The organism is Mesorhizobium sp. M0816 (genome assembly GCF_040320005.1).
In the GTDB taxonomy this organism is placed as follows: domain Bacteria; phylum Pseudomonadota; class Alphaproteobacteria; order Rhizobiales; family Rhizobiaceae; genus Mesorhizobium.
In genome coordinates this window covers 59,909-73,838 of the sequence record NZ_JAMYOT010000009.1, presented here as the reverse complement: position 1 = coordinate 73,838, position 13,930 = coordinate 59,909, and the positions used below count along the sequence as shown (strand labels likewise).

The following is a 13,930-nucleotide window of genomic DNA, read 5'->3' as shown; positions in this document are numbered from 1 at the left end:
AAGCCCAACTGGGGGGCCAGACCAATATAACGAGCAAGCAATCAGATGATGGTGACCGGCATGAAAAACGCAACTCTCGCCCCAAGCAGGGATTTCGCCCCAACCCGCCGGCAGGTGCTCGGCCTCGGCCTGGTCCTGGCCGGTGCGGCGGCCGCCAACCTCGTGCCCGGCTTCCAGTTGCTGGCGTCGGCGCAAGCAGCGGTTCCGGCGACGGCGCAGAAGATCGCCGATCATTTCTCCTCGGTCAAATCGATGAGCGGCGAGTTCGTGCAGTTCGGACCCAAGGGCGAGCAGACCGGCGGCAAGTTCTTTCTGGAACGGCCGGGCAAGATCCGCTTCAATTACGACGGCGCCTCGAATTTCAGGGTGATTTCCGACGGCAAGTCGGTGGTCATCCTCAACAAGAAGCTGCGGACCTCCGACCTCTATCCGCTGTCGAAGACGCCGCTGAAGCTGCTGCTCGACGACAAGATCGATCTGTCGGGCGGGCGCGTCAGAAGCGTCAAGGAAGAGGACGATCTCACCACCATCCAGCTTGCCGACAAATCGGTGTTCGGCAATTCGAAGATCACCATGATGTTCGATCCGAAATCTTATGAATTGCGGCAGTGGACCATCACCGATGCGCAAGGCAAGGACACGACGGTGATGATCTTCAACACCAAGGAGGGCGTCAGCTTCGCCCCCGACACCTTCGCCATCGACTATACGGCGAACCGCGAGCTGAACACCAAGACGCGGTAACTTGCTACTGCTGCTGGATGGCTTTTCCGCGTTGGTGCGGGCGGCTTGTTTTTGCGGTGCGCGGCTGGCAGTAGTTTCCGCGATTGACTTCCGTCGGAGCCATCCGGCGGATCTTGCGTTGTCCGGAACCCCACATGCCGTTTTCCGTCGCTACCTGGAACATCAACTCCGTCCGGCTGCGCATGCCGATCGTCGAGCGCCTGCTGGTCGAGCAGGCGCCGGACGTGCTCTGCCTGCAGGAAACCAAGGTTCCGGACGAATTGTTTCCGGAGAAGGCGTTCCACAAGCTCGGCTACGAGCACATCGCCTTCCACGGCCAGAAGGGCTATCACGGCGTTGCGACCATAGCGCGCCGTCCGATCGAGGTGGTCGAAAAGCGCCGCTTCTGCGAGATCGACGACAGCCGGCATCTGTCGGTCACCGTCAAGGCCGGCGGCAAAACGATCCTGCTGCACAATTTCTACGTTCCGGCCGGCGGCGACGAGCCCGACCCGGCCGTCAACCGCAAGTTCAAGCACAAGCTCGATTTCGTTGCCGAGATGAACGCCGTCCGCGCCGAGCATGACGAGCACTCCGGCTCGATCCTGGTCGGCGACCTCAACATCGCGCCGCTCGAGCACGATGTCTGGTCGCACAAGCAGCTCCTCAATGTCGTCAGCCATACGCCGGTCGAGACGGAAAACTTCGAGGCAATGCGGCTCGCCGGCGACTGGATCGACCTGATGCGGCTCAATGTGCCTTACGAGGAGAAACTCTACACCTGGTGGAGCTATCGCGCCCAGGATTGGCAGGCCTCAAATCGCGGCCGCCGCCTCGACCATGTCTGGTCGTCGCCAAACCTGGTGCCGCATTTTGCCGGCTATGAAATCCTGCGGCCGGCGCGCGGCTGGGAACGGCCCTCGGACCATGTGCCGGTGATCGGGCGTTTCAACCTGGATTAGCTTTGTCTCGCCTTAACAACTCAGCGAAACCTGAAGCTATCCGCGATGTAGTCGGGACGGGCGTTCAGCGTGGCGAAAACGTCCTCCAGGTCAGGCGCCCCCGCCAATATGCCCGACAGGACCAGCGTCGTCGCGACGCCGACGCCGTTGCCGCCGGCGATGTCGTGCTCGACGCTGTCGCCGACGCAGACCACGCTGTCGCGCTCCGGGTGGCCCGCCAGTGCCAGCGCTGCCTCGAATATCTGCGGATTGGGCTTGCCAATGCGCGCCACGCTGCCGCCGAGGCTCTCATAGAGATCGGCGAGCCGGCCGGCGCCGAAGCGAGGGCCGACGGCAGTCAGCATGATCTTGTCGGGATTGGTGCAGAAGCATGGCACCCGCCGCGCCGCCGCCGGACCAAGAAGCCGGCGATAATGGTCGAGGTCGTAGCGATCGCCCTCGCTGGCGGAAATCAGCACCAGTTCGGCATCGTTGCCGTCCTTGGCCAGGACGAAGGGCAGGCCGTCGACAGCCGAACGGTCATTGTCGCGGCGGATCAGCAGGCATTTTGTCTGCGGGCGCAGGGCTCCGGATGCTGCCATTTGGTGGAAGGAGCGCCACGCCACCTCGCCGGAGGAGACAAAGTGATCCCAGCTTCCCGGTTCGAAGCCGAGCTTCAGCAGGCGGCGCTCATTGGGTTGCGCCCGCTTGCCGGAATTCGAGATCAGTACGATGGTCTTGCCGGCGCGCTTGAGTGCCGACAACGCTTCGACAGCACCTGGATAGGCGCTGGTGCCGTCGTGCAGCACACCAAATTGGTCGAGCAGGAACACCTGATAGCGGTCGGTCAGCGCGGCGATGCCGTCGAGGTGTTGAATTGCCTTGGCCGTCATAAAAGCCCCGCTGCGCTTGCGCCCATCAGCGCCAGCCGCGCCGTGCCGGCAGCGGCCTCCTCCGAAAGAGCCGGCACGAGAGCGACGCCAAGCTTGAGCTGCCGGATCGCTGTCCAGGCCGGATTGGCCGCACCGCCGCCGACGCTCCTGACCGATGTCAGCCGGGGGGCGCCGAGTTCGGCAAGCCGGCGATAGCCGAGCGCTTCGATCGCCGCAATACCCTCGAACATCGCTTTCAGATAGTCGGCGTCGTCCGCGGGCCGCGGCTCGAGGCGCGGCGGCAGCGCCGGATCGGCTATGGGGAAGCGTTCGCCCGGCGCCGGCAGCGGGTAATAATCGAGGCCGGTCTTCGTCGCCGGGTCGATTTTTTTGCTGAGTTCGACAATGCGGGCGACGGGGAAATGCTGGGCCAGCACCTTGCCGCCGGAGTTCGAGGCGCCGCCCGCCAGGTAGGTGTCACCCAGCCGATGGCTGTAGATGCCGAATTGCGGCGCCGAGATCGGCCGGTCGGAGAGGATCTTGATGGTCAGCGACGAGCCGAGCGCGGTAACGCCGTCGCCCGCGGCACTCGCACCGGTCGCCAGGAATGAGGCGCAGCCATCCGTCGTGCCGGCAACGATAACCACGTCGCGCGGCAGGCCGAACATTTTCGCAGCGCTGGCGGTGAGCGTGTCCGTGACATCGCCCGGCCGCACGACGCGGGGCAGGAATTCCATGCGCACGCCGGTCGCCGCGATCCAGTCCGGCCAGTGCCGGGCCCCGACGTCGTAGCCGGTCTTCAGGGCGTTGTTCTCGTCGCTGACATCGAAGCGGCCGGAAAACTGTCCGGCGATCCAGTCTGCCTGGTGCAGCACAGTGGCGACGCCGGGCAGGTGCTGGAAAGACAGCGCCTTGGCGAGACCGGAGGTCGCCCCAAGTGCAGCGCTCGTTGCCGGTGCCGCGCCGGCTATTTCAGTCAGGATAGTGTCGTCAGCGACCTTGTCGTTGTACATCAGCGGTTCGGCCAGCGGCCGCCCGGCGCCGTCGACCGGCAGCAGCGTGCCCGACGTACCGTCGACGGCGATCGAGCGCACTGCCGCGCGATCGATACATTTGAGCAGTTCCGCCAACGTCGCGCCGACCGCCTCCCACCATATGGCTGGGTCGCGGCCGTTCGGCCCAAATCGCTCGAGGGCAATAGCGGAATGCGCGGCAATTGAAAAGTCCGGACGCATGGCGACGGCGCGCGCGCCGGATGTGCCGATGTCGATGCCGATGGCAAGCGGACCAGACGAACGCGGCATGTCAGCTGCCTCCGGCATTGAGTTTCTGGCGATATTTTTCGGCGTCCCAGTTGATCAGCTCGTTATTCTCCGCCGCTGTCAGATAATTCAGCTTCGCCGCGACATTGATCCGCGCTGTCACGTCGGAAAGGCAGCGCTGCATGGCGTCGGCACCGGCGCCGGCGTCGCCGCGCATCAACACGCCGAGTCCAGGAAACAGGATCGCCACGGGTGCGGCGCCGCAGCGCTCGATGACGCGCTTCACACCCTCGTCCGGTCTCGCCAGGACCGAGCCTTCGCCGAGAAAGATGACGTGGTCGGGGTAGAGGCTGCCAGCCGAAGCCATGCGGCAGCTTTCGGGGTCGATCGCCACCGCATGCGCCTCAACGTCCGCCGGCAATCTGTAGTCGCTGTCGCCGGCGCGCGCCGTCAATGCCGCGATGTCCGGTTCCGCCACCTGGCGCGGCGGCCGCGCCAACAGTCGTGTCACGCGCCGCAGCAGCATGTCGGCCGCGGCGACGGTCTCGGCTGCAACGACCAGGCCGTGATTGCCGAGGATCAGGATATCCACGCCTGGCCGAAGGCGCTCGGCGATACCCTGCGCGAGCGGCAGTCCCGGCCGGCGATAGGGAATATACGCCCATTGATGGCCGTCGAGCCGCCTGGCGGCCTCGGCCTCGCAGTCGGCCTGCACGGCCAGCGAAATGGTCTCGACGCAGTGAACATGCAGAACGATGCGCTGCGGCATCAGCGCATGCACGGTGGTCTCGATCGACGGGCGCAAGCCGCGCGCGTTGAGGGCGTCGACAGTGAAGGCCTGCGGCTGTTCGGCGGCCGGGTCGCGCCGTTCGATGGCGTCGAGCAATGGCGGGATGCCGACCGGCACCATGATGTCGGCGATGAGCGCGTCCTTCAGCCAGGTGCCGGAGGCCTTGATCCAGAGGGTGTCGCCGGCTTTCAGCGAGGTGTTGCCGCCGGCGGCCTGGGTCAGATGCGGGTCGCTGCCGATGGCGGCCGAAAGCGACCGCAGCGCTGCCAGTTCCTGCGCATCCGCACTGATCGTCATCGAAATTCCTCCACAAACCGGCCGCGTGGCCACGGCTTTGGACGTCCCGGTGCCGGGACGAAGACCGACGCTGGTATCGCAGATGCGAGTAAGTTACGTCAACAGTGATGTTATCGCGTCAGATCAGGCTTGCAATCCGAGGCGTGTTGAGTAAGTTGCACCAATTGCCGTGCAAAATGGCAATGCCGTGCAAATGCTTGGGAGGCAAGCGCATTGGGAGGTAAGGGTTGAGCGACTCCGGCCGCCAGCGCCAGATTGTCGAGCTTTTGCGGGACCGGCCTTTCGCATCGGTGCGCGAGCTGCAGGAGCGGCTTGGCGTGTCGGCGGCGACAGTGCGGCGCGACATCGACAAGATCGACGAGGCCGGCGAAGCGCGCAAGGTCTATGGCGGCATCTCGGCGCTCGATGGCGCTTCGCAAGCCGGCGTCGCCTATGCCAGGCCCTATGACGAGAACCGCGACCTCGCCGTCGAGGCCAAGCGGCAGATCGCCGCTCTCGCCGCCACCATGGTGCGCGACGGCGACGCGGTCATCGTGCATGGCGGTTCGACCTGCTTCCATCTCGGCGTCAAGCTCGCGGACCGCAACATCCGGCTCTACACCAACTCGATGCCGCTCGCGGCCTATCTCAGCGACCACGGCCATTGCAGCCTCACCGTCGCCGGCGGCGAACTGCACCGCGAGCCGGGCATCATCCATTCGCTGACGCAGACGGTGCCGTTCTACGCCTCGAAGTTCTTTCTCGGCGCGCAAGGCATCGGCCAGGAAGGCCTTCTGGAATCGCACCCGCTGCTGGTCCGCTCGATCGTCGAGCTCAGCCTCTGCGCCGACCAGATCGTCGTGCTGGCCGACAGCCGAAAACTGTCGATCCACGCGCGCAATGTGGCACTGCCGCTGTCGCGGATCGGCACGCTGGTCACCGATGACGGCCTGTCCGAGACAGATGCCCGCACGCTCGAAGATGCCGGCGTCATGGTGCGGATCGCGGCTTCCTCGGGAGGCGCCCAGTGAACATCGCCGTCCTCGATTTCGGCAAGACCAATTCGAAGCTGTTCGTCTTCGGCCAGGACGGACAGATCCTCGACGAGCGCCGCACCCAGCCGAGCTGGATCCGCAAAGGCGGCTTCAGCGTGCTCGACGAGCCAGCGCTGCACGACTGGGCGGCTCGCGCCGTTGATGATGCAGTCGACACGCATGGCGTGGAAGGGCTGATGGTATCCGGCCATGGCTGCACCTTCGCGTTGGTCGACGAAGCCGCGCTGACGCATCCGATCCTCGATTACGAGCAGGAACCGCCAGCTGAAATCGCCGCGCAGATCGACCGCCGCATTCCGGATTTTGCCGAGACCTTTTCGCCGCGCCTGCCGCTTGGCTTCAACTACGGCCGCCACATGTTGTGGCTGAAGGAGGTGGAGCCCGGTGCCTTCGACACAGCGAAATCGATCCTCGGCTACCCCCAATATTGGAGCTGGCGGTTTGGCGGCCGGCCGGTATCGGAAGTGTCGTATCTTGGCTGCCACTCGCATTTATGGGCGCCGCGCAAACGCGATTTCAGCTCGCTGGTCGATGCCGAAGGCTGGCGCGGCCAGATGCCCGCCTTCGAGCGTGCCGGCGCGGTGATCGGCGAGCAGCGCTTCGGCCAGGCCGCGAAGCCAGTCGCCATCCATAATGGCGTCCACGACAGCAATGCCGCGCTCCATGCCTACCGCCGGCAGCAGCTCGGGCCGGTGACCGTGGTCTCGACCGGCACCTGGGTGGTCGTGCTCAATCCGGACTGCCCGCTCGACGCACTCGACGGTGAGCGCGACATGCTGGTCAATGTCGATGTCGATGGCAGCCCGGTGCCAACCGTCCGCTTCATGGGCGGGCGCGAATTCGCCACGATCAGCGCCGGCTGGCAGGGCGCAATCGCGCCGTCATCGATACAACGGGTGATCGACGCCGGCATTATGGCGCTGCCGAGCTTCGCGCCCGGCGGCCCGATGCCGCACCGCCGCGGCGAACTGGTCGGGCGTACGCCCAATGCCGAGGAACGCGCGGCCATGGCGCTGCTCTATGTCGCGCTGATGGTCGATCTGTGCCTCGAGCTGATCCATTCGGACAACACAGTGATCGTCGACGGCGGCCTGAACAATGGCGGGCTGCTTGCCGCGTTGCTGGCGCAGTTGCGGCCCGGGCAGGCTTTCCTGCAGGGCGCAACGCTGGAGGGCAGCGCCACCGGTGCTGCCGCACTTGCCTTCGAAAGCGTCGGACGCGAGTTTGCCATCGAAGCGCCGGAGGCGGTGCATGCGGCAAGTTTCAGCGGCCTTGCCGGCTATCGCAACGACTGGCGCGGCCTTGCCGCCGACCGGGCTGTGGCCAGCGCAGCTGCAGGAGGTGCGCGATGAGCGCCGCCGCCCGGATCGAGACGGTGCGCCAGCCGGTGCTGGAGATGCGCCACATCTCCAAGACGTTCGGTGCGATCCGCGCCTTGCACGATGTGTCGCTGACCGTTCACGCCGGCGAGCTGCACGCGCTGATGGGCGAAAACGGTGCCGGCAAGTCGACGCTGATGAAGGTGCTGTCCGGCGCCTACCGGCCGGACCCCGGCGGCGAAATCCTGATCGACGGCGTGCCGGCCGCGACTGGCGACCCGATCAAGGCGCGCGCCGCCGGCATTGCGGTCATCTATCAGGAGCTGTCGCTGGCGCCTAATCTGTCGGTAGCGCAGAACATTTTTCTCGGCAACGAGCCGCGACGGTTCGGCGTTGTCGACCGCGAGCAGTGCAATCGGCGCGCCAGCGAGATCATCGCGCGGCTCGGCGTGACCTTCTCGGCGCGCACTCCAGTCGCAAGCCTGTCGCTCGGCGAGCGACAGCTGGTGGAAATCGCCCGCGCGCTGTCGACCAATGCGCGCATCATCGTCATGGACGAGCCGACCACGTCGCTGACCTCGCGTGAGACCGACCGGCTGTTCGAGGTGATCGCGACGCTGAAGTCGCAGGGCATCGCCATCATCTACATCAGCCACCGCATGGAAGAGGTCTACCAGCTCGCCGACCGCGTCAGCGTGCTACGCGACAGCGGCTATGTCGGCACGCTCGACCGCGCCGACCTGAACGCCTCGCGCCTGGTATCGATGATGGTCGGGCGCGATCTGTCGACGTTCTACAAGAAGGATCACCGTCCGCCGGACAGCAAGCGCGCCATCGCGCTGTCGGTGCGCGGCATGTCGGACGGCAATCTCATAAAGAATTGTTCCTTCGACCTCCACAAGGGCGAGGTGCTGGCACTGGCCGGCCTGGTCGGCTCGGGCCGCACCGAACTGGCACGGCTGATCTTCGGCGCCGACAGGCACACATCAGGCACGCTGGAGCTCGGCGGCAAACCGATATCCATCGGTTCGCCGAGCGAGGCGCTCGATGCCGGCATCGCCTACCTGACCGAGGACCGCAAGCAACTTGGCCTGTTTCTCGACATGTCGATCTCCGACAATATCAGCATGGGCGTGCTGGCAAAGGACGCGAAGGCCGGCGGTTTGCGCGACTTCACGGCTGCCGAAAAGCGCGCCGCCAAGGCGGTGTCAGACCTCTCCATCCGCACCAGCTCGGTGCAGGCCAATGCCGGCTCGCTGTCGGGCGGCAACCAGCAGAAGGTGCTGCTCGCCCGCCTGCTGGAAACCGAGCCGCAGGTCGTCATCCTCGATGAGCCGACCCGCGGCGTCGATGTCGGGGCGAAGTCGGAAATCTATCGGCTGATCGACAACCTGGCCAAGAAAGGCATCGCCATCCTGATGATCTCCAGCGAACTGCCGGAGGTGATCGGCATCGCCGACCGCGTGCTGGTGATGCGCGACGGCACCATTGCCGGCGAGGTGACGGCGTCGGAGGGCGAGCCGCTGCGGCAGGAAGCGATCATGGAACTTGCAACGGGAGCGGCTCAGCGATGACCGACAAGGTGGCCGACACGATGAAAGCGGACGACCGGGCGGTCGGCAGGAGCACGAGGTGGCGTACCGCCATCGCCGCACTCGGCATGCTGCCGATCCTGATCCTGCTGGCGGTCGGCTTCCAGTTCATCAATCCGCGCTTTTTCACCCAGACCAACCTGCTGATCGTCATGCAGCAATCGTCGATCAACATCGTGCTGGCCGCCGGCATGACCTTCGTCATCCTGACCGGCGGCATCGACCTGTCCGTCGGCTCGATCCTTGCCGCCTCGGCGATGGTGGCGGTGATGGTGTCGCTGGTGCCCGATTGGGGACTGCTGGGCGTGCCCGCGGCCATTCTCGTCGGGCTCGGTTTCGGCGTCATCAACGGGCTGCTGATCGCCTATATCAAGCTGCCGCCCTTCATCGTCACGCTGGGATCGCTGACCGCCGTGCGCGGCGTCGCCCGCCTGCTCGGCCAGGACACGACGGTGTTCAACGCGGACCTGCCGTTCGACTTCATCGGCAACGGTTCGCTGTTCGGCATTCCGTGGCTGGTAATCATCGCGCTGGCGGTCGTCGTCCTGTCCTGGCTGGTGCTCAAGCGCACCGTGCTCGGCACCTGGATCTACGCCGTCGGCGGCAACGCCGAGGCCGCCAGGCTGACCGGCATCAAGGTGCCGCTGGTGCTGCTCTTCGTCTACGGCGTTTCCGGCCTTCTGGCCGGCCTTGGCGGCGCCATGTCGGCGGCCCGGCTCTATGCCGCCAACGGGCTTCAGCTCGGCCAGTCCTACGAACTCGACGCCATTGCCGCAGTCATCCTCGGCGGCACCAGTTTCGTCGGCGGTGTCGGCTCGATCTGGGGCACGCTGATCGGCGGCCTGATCATCGCCGTGCTGTCCAACGGGCTCATCCTCGCCGGTGTTTCGGACATCTGGCAGTACATCATCAAGGGATTGGTCATCATCGTGGCGGTCGCCCTCGACCGTTACCGGCTCCAGGCAGGAGCAAGAACGTGATGGCCCTTAGTCGCCGGCATCCAACGAGCCGGTTTCATGTGTAACGCACCGTGAGAGGCGCGGGGCATCAGGAGGAAAATAAAACAATGAAGACCATCGCTAAACTGCTCTGCGGCGTCGCCCTTGCGGCCGCCGTCATCGCGCCGGCATCGGCAAAGGATCTGAACAAGGTCGGCATCTCGGTCGGACTGCTCGGCAACCCGTTCTTCGTCGCCACCATCAAGGGCATCGAGGACGCGGCCAAGAAGATCAACCCGAATGTGCAGGTGACCTCGGTATCGGCCGACTACGATCTCAACAAGCAGGTATCGCAGGTCGATTCCTTCATCGCTGCCGGTGTCGACGTCATTATGCTCAACGCAGTCGATGCCAAGGCGATCGCGCCGGCGGTGAAGAAGGCGCAGGCGGCCGGCATCGTCGTTGCCGCTTTCGACGTTTCGGCGCCGGGCGCCGACGTCACCGTGATGACCAACAACGTCAAGGCCGGCGAAGAGGCGTGCCAGTATCTGGTCGATAATACCGGCGGCAAGGGCGACTATGTCATCCTCAATGGCCCGGCCTCGTCGTCGATCCTGGAGCGGGTCAAGGGCTGCAAGGACGTGCTGGCAAAGCACCCCGACATCAAGATCCTTTCCGACGACCAGAACGCCGAAGGCTCGCGTGACGGCGGCCTGAAAGTGTTCCAGTCGCTGCTGACGCGTTTCGACAAGGTCGACGCGGTCTTCGCCATCAACGATCCGACGGCGATCGGCGCCCAGCTTGCGGCCAAGCAGCTCAACCGCTCGGAGTTCATCTTCACCGCGGTCGACGGTGCACCCGATATCGAGAAGGAACTCGCCTCCGGCACGTCGATGATCAAGGCCTCGGCCTCGCAGGATCCCTATGTGATGGCCGGCCAGTCGCTGACGATGGCGGCTGACCTGCTTGCCGGCAAGAAGCCGGCCGAGCCGACGGTGCTGCTCGACCCGAAGCTGATCACGGCCGACAATTTGAAGGATTACAAGGGCTGGACCGCGGCTCGCTAAGCCTCCCAAGCCTGGTGCGGGCGGGGTGCCCGGGCGCACCGTTTTGTGCGAGCAAAGGATTTCCAAAACCGCTTTGGACTTGGGTCAGCTGGAAATAACCGGAGACAATCATGTCGCGCATCGGAATCCACTCATTCGTCTGGTCGGCGAGCTCGGCGCAGGGCGACCTCGAGCGGACGCTGGCCAACACCAGGGAAGCCGGCTTCGACCTGATCGAATTCTCCTATCTCGATCCCGCCAATGTCGACATTGACGGCTTGGCCAAGCGGATCGCCGATCTCGGCCTCGGCGTTGCGATCAGCATTGGACTGCCGGCCGACGGCGATATTTCGAGCGCCGACAAAACGATTGCCGCGCACGGCGTCGAAATCCTGGAACGTACGATCGCGCTGACCCGCGATCTCGGCGGCCAGAAGGTTGCGGGCATACTCAGCACCAGCCACGGCTTGCAGAGCGAGGCGCCGACGCGTGACCAGTGGAACCGCAGCGCCGGGACGCTGGCCGAGGTGGCGGACACGGCAAAATCAGCCGGCGTCACCCTCAACCTCGAAATCGTCAACCGCTTCGAAAGCAATCTGCTCAACACCGCCGCGCAAGGCATGGCCTTCATCGCGGACAGCGGCTCCGACAACATCTTCCTGCATCTCGACAGCTTCCATATGAACATCGAGGAGGCCGATGTCGGCCTGGCCATTCGCAATGCGGTCGGGAAGATCGGCTATGTCCATATCGGCGAGAGCCATCGCGGCTTCCTCGGCACCGGCAATATCGATTTTGCCGCGATATTCGACGCGCTGACCGCCATCGGCTACAGCGACGACCTCAGCTTCGAATCTTTCTCGTCGGAAATCGTCGACGAGAACCTGTCGCGGAAAACCGCGATCTGGCGCAATCTGTGGACCGACAATATGGAGCTGGCCAAGCATGCGCGCCGCTTCATTGCGCTGGGACTGGAGACGGCGCGACGCAAGGCCGAGCTTGTTTCCGCAACGCACCGGCCCTGAGCCCTCGCAGTTCCGAAATCGATCTGGTTAGGCCAGAGGCGCTATATTAGCCGGCAAAACGCGGCCCAAGTTCCTCGATGCGGCGGATCATCGCCTGGAAATCCTCCAAAATGCGCTGGTGCAAGTGAACCGCCAGTTCCGGGTATTCCTCGAGGATGCGGCGGAACATCTTGCGGCTGAGCCGCAGCACTTCCGAATCGATTTCGGCGGAGGCGCTGGTCAGCCGGTTGGTGTCGGCGATCAGCGCCAGTTCGCTGAGTATGGTGCCGGGGCCGGCGGTGCCGATCGGGATGCGCTCGCCGTCGTGCTCGCGGTAGAGGACGATGCGGCCGCTGACCACGATGTAGGCCGAATCAGCCTCGTCGTCCTCGCGGTAAAGCTTGTGGTCGGCTTTCAACATGGTGGTTTCGGCGCCGAAGGCGAGCAGACGCAGCTGTTCCTGCGTAAAGCCCTCGAAGAGCCTCACGGTGGACAGGATGCGGATGTCGTCATCCAGCGCCATCTAGCTATGTCCCCGAACCGTCAGTCCGACTCCTCCCCTACGAGGCCGATCCAAAACCACCTCCAGCCTCAGGACCGTACCCGAAAAGCGCCCCGCCCGGATCGCTTATTTGAATAATGAAATGTTTAAGGAACCAGCTTGTAGCCGCCGCTTTCTGTCACGAGAATTTCCGCGTTGGAAGGATCGCGCTCGATCTTCTGGCGCAGCCGGTAGACGTGAGTTTCGAGCGTATGCGTGGTGACGCCGGAATTGTAGCCCCAGACTTCCTCCAGCAGCACGTCGCGGGTCACCACCTTCTGGTCGGCACGGTAGAGATATTTGATGATCGAGGCTTCCTTTTCGGTCAACCGCACCTTGGCGCCGCGCGGGTCGATCAGAAGCTTCTGGCTGGGCTTGAACGTGTAGGGGCCGACCGAGAAAGTGGCGTCCTCGCTCTGTTCGTGCTGGCGCAACTGCGCGCGGATGCGGGCCAGCAGCACGGCAAAACGGAACGGCTTCGTCACATAGTCGTTGGCGCCGGCCTCGAGGCCAAGGATGGTGTCGGAATCGGTATCATGGCCGGTCAGCATGATGATCGGCGCCTTGTAGCCGCCCTTGCGCAATATCTTTACCGCCTCGCGGCCATCCATGTCGGGCAGGCCGACATCCATGATGAGCAGGTCGATGAGCCCGCCACGCGCCGTGGCGACGCCTTTGGCGGCGGTCGCTTCCTGCAGGACATCGAATTCCTCATAAAGCGACAATTGCTCGACAAGGGTGCCGCGCAGGTCGTCATCGTCGTCGACGATCAGAATGGTGCGTGAAGTCATGGATCAATCCGTTGTTTTGAAAAGAGATTTCAGTTGACCGCTGCCTGTTTATGCGGAAGCTGACCGGCACAACAGCCGTTCACAGTGATTTGTTCCGTGGCACGATCATACAAGAAAAAACACGATCGCAATGCAGTCGGCGCAATTTTGCCGAAAGGGCTCACCGTGCTCACCGTGCGCGCGCGCCCCGGCCAACCCAGCCAGGGCTTTCTGCAGGCCGGCAAACTCGTGTTTCCATGTGCGCTGGGGCATGGCGGCATCTCGGCCGGCAAGCGCGAGGGCGACGGCGCCACGCCGCTTGCCTCGATGCGGATATTGTCGGGATATTTTCGCGGCGACCGTTTTGCCGGCGGCCGCCGGACGCGGCTGGCGATGATGCCGATCGGCCGCGACCTCGGCTGGTGCGAAGTGCCTGGGGACCGCAACTACAACCGCCCGGTCAAAATCCCCTATGGCGCCAGCCATGAGCGGATGCTGCGCACCGACGATCTCTATGACGCCTGCCTGGTGCTGGACTGGAACATTGTGCCGCGCCGGCGCGGGCGCGGCAGCGCCATCTTCTTCCACCTGGCGCGCCCCGGCTTCACGCCGACGCAAGGCTGCGTCGCGGTAACGGCCCGCACCATGGCACGGCTGCTGCCGCTGCTGTCGGAGCGGACGGTGGTAAGGGTGGTGAGGTAGTGAATAGTGAATAGTGAATAGTGAATAGTGAGTGGCGAGAAGCGATCGGTAGGGACATGTGCAGGCGCACCGCCTAGCTTCCCATTCACCATTTACCAT

The 13,930-nt window shown here is 64.4% G+C and carries 14 protein-coding genes; 9 read left to right on the top strand and 5 right to left on the bottom strand.

Annotated features, from left to right (window positions below):
• Window positions 1–60 precede the first annotated feature (60 nt).
• Window positions 61–744: an outer membrane lipoprotein carrier protein LolA gene (locus tag NKI17_RS15955; protein ID WP_031213172.1), complete on the top strand. Its 684-nt coding sequence runs from the start codon at window positions 61–63 to the stop codon at window positions 742–744.
• A gap of 134 nt (window positions 745–878) precedes the next feature.
• Window positions 879–1,685: an exodeoxyribonuclease III gene (locus tag NKI17_RS15950; RefSeq protein WP_352906309.1), complete on the top strand. Its 807-nt coding sequence runs from the start codon at window positions 879–881 to the stop codon at window positions 1,683–1,685.
• A 20-nt stretch (window positions 1,686–1,705) separates the two neighbouring features.
• Here NKI17_RS15950 and NKI17_RS15945 read toward each other — a convergent pair whose 3' ends face one another.
• Genes NKI17_RS15945 through NKI17_RS15935 form a run of 3 tightly spaced genes read right to left on the bottom strand, consistent with a single transcriptional unit; the run spans window position 1,706 to window position 4,885 of the window.
• The gene (locus tag NKI17_RS15945) at window positions 1,706–2,557 is read right to left on the bottom strand and encodes a TIGR01459 family HAD-type hydrolase (RefSeq protein ID WP_352456310.1); all 852 of its coding nucleotides are present in this window, start codon (window positions 2,555–2,557) and stop codon (window positions 1,706–1,708) included.
• Window positions 2,554–3,840: an FGGY-family carbohydrate kinase gene (locus NKI17_RS15940; RefSeq protein ID WP_352906308.1), complete on the bottom strand. Its 1,287-nt coding sequence runs from the start codon at window positions 3,838–3,840 to the stop codon at window positions 2,554–2,556. The genes NKI17_RS15945 and NKI17_RS15940 overlap by 4 nt, the downstream gene beginning before the upstream one ends.
• A gap of 1 nt (window position 3,841) precedes the next feature.
• A complete protein-coding gene (locus NKI17_RS15935) occupies window positions 3,842–4,885 on the bottom strand; it encodes a class II aldolase/adducin family protein (protein WP_352906307.1) in 1,044 nt (347 codons plus the stop codon).
• 227 nt (window positions 4,886–5,112) lie between these two features.
• On the opposite strand from NKI17_RS15935, the gene NKI17_RS15930 reads away from it, so the two are divergent.
• The 6 genes from NKI17_RS15930 to NKI17_RS15905 all read left to right on the top strand — a co-directional run bounded on the left by NKI17_RS15930 (window position 5,113) and on the right by NKI17_RS15905 (window position 11,839).
• The gene (locus tag NKI17_RS15930; protein ID WP_352638296.1) at window positions 5,113–5,895 is read left to right on the top strand and encodes a DeoR/GlpR family DNA-binding transcription regulator; all 783 of its coding nucleotides are present in this window, start codon (window positions 5,113–5,115) and stop codon (window positions 5,893–5,895) included.
• Window positions 5,892–7,271 (top strand): FGGY-family carbohydrate kinase, encoded by a 1,380-nt coding sequence (locus tag NKI17_RS15925; protein ID WP_352906306.1) that lies wholly within the window; start codon window positions 5,892–5,894, stop codon window positions 7,269–7,271. Before NKI17_RS15930 ends, NKI17_RS15925 begins: the two co-directional genes overlap by 4 nt.
• Window positions 7,268–8,812, top strand: coding sequence for a sugar ABC transporter ATP-binding protein (locus tag NKI17_RS15920; protein WP_023680484.1), 1,545 nt, complete (start codon window positions 7,268–7,270; stop codon window positions 8,810–8,812). Before NKI17_RS15925 ends, NKI17_RS15920 begins: the two co-directional genes overlap by 4 nt.
• A gap of 20 nt (window positions 8,813–8,832) precedes the next feature.
• Window positions 8,833–9,810: an ABC transporter permease subunit gene (locus NKI17_RS15915; protein ID WP_502894527.1), complete on the top strand. Its 978-nt coding sequence runs from the start codon at window positions 8,833–8,835 to the stop codon at window positions 9,808–9,810.
• A gap of 86 nt (window positions 9,811–9,896) precedes the next feature.
• Window positions 9,897–10,835: an ABC transporter substrate-binding protein gene (locus tag NKI17_RS15910; protein WP_352906304.1), complete on the top strand. Its 939-nt coding sequence runs from the start codon at window positions 9,897–9,899 to the stop codon at window positions 10,833–10,835.
• A 110-nt stretch (window positions 10,836–10,945) separates the two neighbouring features.
• Complete coding sequence (locus NKI17_RS15905; RefSeq protein ID WP_352594143.1) at window positions 10,946–11,839, top strand: sugar phosphate isomerase/epimerase family protein; 894 nt, start codon at window positions 10,946–10,948, stop codon at window positions 11,837–11,839.
• 46 nt (window positions 11,840–11,885) lie between these two features.
• Here NKI17_RS15905 and NKI17_RS15900 read toward each other — a convergent pair whose 3' ends face one another.
• On the bottom strand, window positions 11,886–12,341 hold the full coding sequence (locus NKI17_RS15900; RefSeq protein ID WP_023680480.1) for a Crp/Fnr family transcriptional regulator: 456 nt from the start codon (window positions 12,339–12,341) through the stop codon (window positions 11,886–11,888).
• 125 nt (window positions 12,342–12,466) lie between these two features.
• The gene (locus NKI17_RS15895) at window positions 12,467–13,150 is read right to left on the bottom strand and encodes a response regulator transcription factor (protein ID WP_023680479.1); all 684 of its coding nucleotides are present in this window, start codon (window positions 13,148–13,150) and stop codon (window positions 12,467–12,469) included.
• Window positions 13,151–13,294: 144 nt separating this feature from the next.
• Here NKI17_RS15895 and NKI17_RS15890 point away from each other — a divergent pair, with 144 nt between their 5' ends.
• On the top strand, window positions 13,295–13,831 hold the full coding sequence (locus NKI17_RS15890) for a L,D-transpeptidase family protein (protein WP_352456366.1): 537 nt from the start codon (window positions 13,295–13,297) through the stop codon (window positions 13,829–13,831).
• Window positions 13,832–13,930 lie beyond the last annotated feature (99 nt).

Bases quoted from the DNA above. Each gene is read 5' to 3' on its own strand.
- NKI17_RS15920 (WP_023680484.1), top strand. From the start codon at position 7,268: ATGAGCGCCGCCGCCCGGATCGAGACGGTGCGCCAGCCGGTGCTGGAG.
- NKI17_RS15950 (WP_352906309.1), top strand. From the start codon at position 879: ATGCCGTTTTCCGTCGCTACCTGGAACATCAACTCCGTCCGGCTGCGC.
- NKI17_RS15940 (WP_352906308.1), bottom strand. From the start codon at position 3,840: ATGCCGCGTTCGTCTGGTCCGCTTGCCATCGGCATCGACATCGGCACA.
- NKI17_RS15935 (WP_352906307.1), bottom strand. From the start codon at position 4,885: ATGACGATCAGTGCGGATGCGCAGGAACTGGCAGCGCTGCGGTCGCTT.
- NKI17_RS15945 (WP_352456310.1), bottom strand. From the start codon at position 2,557: ATGACGGCCAAGGCAATTCAACACCTCGACGGCATCGCCGCGCTGACC.
- NKI17_RS15915 (WP_502894527.1), top strand. From the start codon at position 8,833: ATGAAAGCGGACGACCGGGCGGTCGGCAGGAGCACGAGGTGGCGTACC.
- NKI17_RS15910 (WP_352906304.1), top strand. From the start codon at position 9,897: ATGAAGACCATCGCTAAACTGCTCTGCGGCGTCGCCCTTGCGGCCGCC.
- NKI17_RS15900 (WP_023680480.1), bottom strand. From the start codon at position 12,341: ATGGCGCTGGATGACGACATCCGCATCCTGTCCACCGTGAGGCTCTTC.
- NKI17_RS15955 (WP_031213172.1), top strand. From the start codon at position 61: ATGAAAAACGCAACTCTCGCCCCAAGCAGGGATTTCGCCCCAACCCGC.
- NKI17_RS15905 (WP_352594143.1), top strand. From the start codon at position 10,946: ATGTCGCGCATCGGAATCCACTCATTCGTCTGGTCGGCGAGCTCGGCG.
- NKI17_RS15895 (WP_023680479.1), bottom strand. From the start codon at position 13,150: ATGACTTCACGCACCATTCTGATCGTCGACGACGATGACGACCTGCGC.